This window comes from Mesorhizobium sp. M7A.T.Ca.US.000.02.2.1 (assembly GCF_003996995.1).
In the GTDB taxonomy this organism is placed as follows: Bacteria; Pseudomonadota; Alphaproteobacteria; order Rhizobiales; family Rhizobiaceae; genus Mesorhizobium.
The window spans coordinates 1-847 of the sequence record NZ_RZTT01000824.1; the positions used below are offsets into that span (position 1 = coordinate 1).

At 62.5% G+C, this 847-nt stretch carries 1 pseudogene; it reads right to left on the reverse strand.

The window, feature by feature from the left end:
- Positions 1-818, reverse strand: a pseudogene (locus EOD15_RS34920) (NAD-dependent DNA ligase LigA); the annotation flags it as partial.
- Positions 819-847: the final 29 nt, after the last annotated feature.

The following is an 847-nucleotide window of genomic DNA, read 5'->3' on the forward strand; positions in this document are numbered from 1 at the left end:
GATTTGGCCCGCACCATCAGCGGACTGATCTTGAACCCCCACTCGGCGAATTTCTGCACCGAATCATATTGGGTCGGAGCGGGATCCGCCGTTGTGTAACCCCAGGCATAGGCGAAGAATTTGAGGTTGCGGCTGGCGGTGACGGACGGATCCTTCTGGCGCAGCGATCCGGCCGCCGTATTGCGCGGATTGACGTAGTCCTGGCCGCCGGCCGCAGCCGATCGCTGCTTCAGCGCCTCGAATTCCGCATAGGTCATGTAGACCTCGCCGCGGATCTCGATGGTTTCGGGCCAGCCCGAGCCTTTCAGCTTCGCAGGGATGTCGGCGATGGTCTTCAAATTGGCGGTGATGTCTTCGCCGACGGCCCCGTTGCCACGCGTCGAGCCCTGCACGAACACACCGTTTTCGTAACGCAACGAAGCCGACAGCCCGTCGATCTTCGGTTCGGCTGTGAAGGCGATGTCGAGCTCCTTGTCGCGATCGAAGAACCGCCGGCCGCGTTCGATGAAATCCGTGACGTCATCGTCGGTATATGCCTTGGCAAGGCTGAGCATCGGCACGGCATGGCGCACCTTGGCAAAGCCTTCCGCAGGTGCCGCTCCGACCCTGAGCGATGGCGAATCCTCGCGCACCAGCGCCGGAAAGCGCTCCTCGATGGCAAGATTGCGCCGTGCCAGCGCGTCGTACTCGGCGTCGGTGATAACAGGCGCATCTTCGGTATGGTAGCGCCGGTCGTGCTCGGCGATCTCTTCCGCCAGCCGCTTCAGCTCGGCTTCGGCCTCGCTTTCGGTCAGGGCACCAACGGGTTTTTCGGACATGCTTTCTTCCCCGAACGGTGGCGCTACAC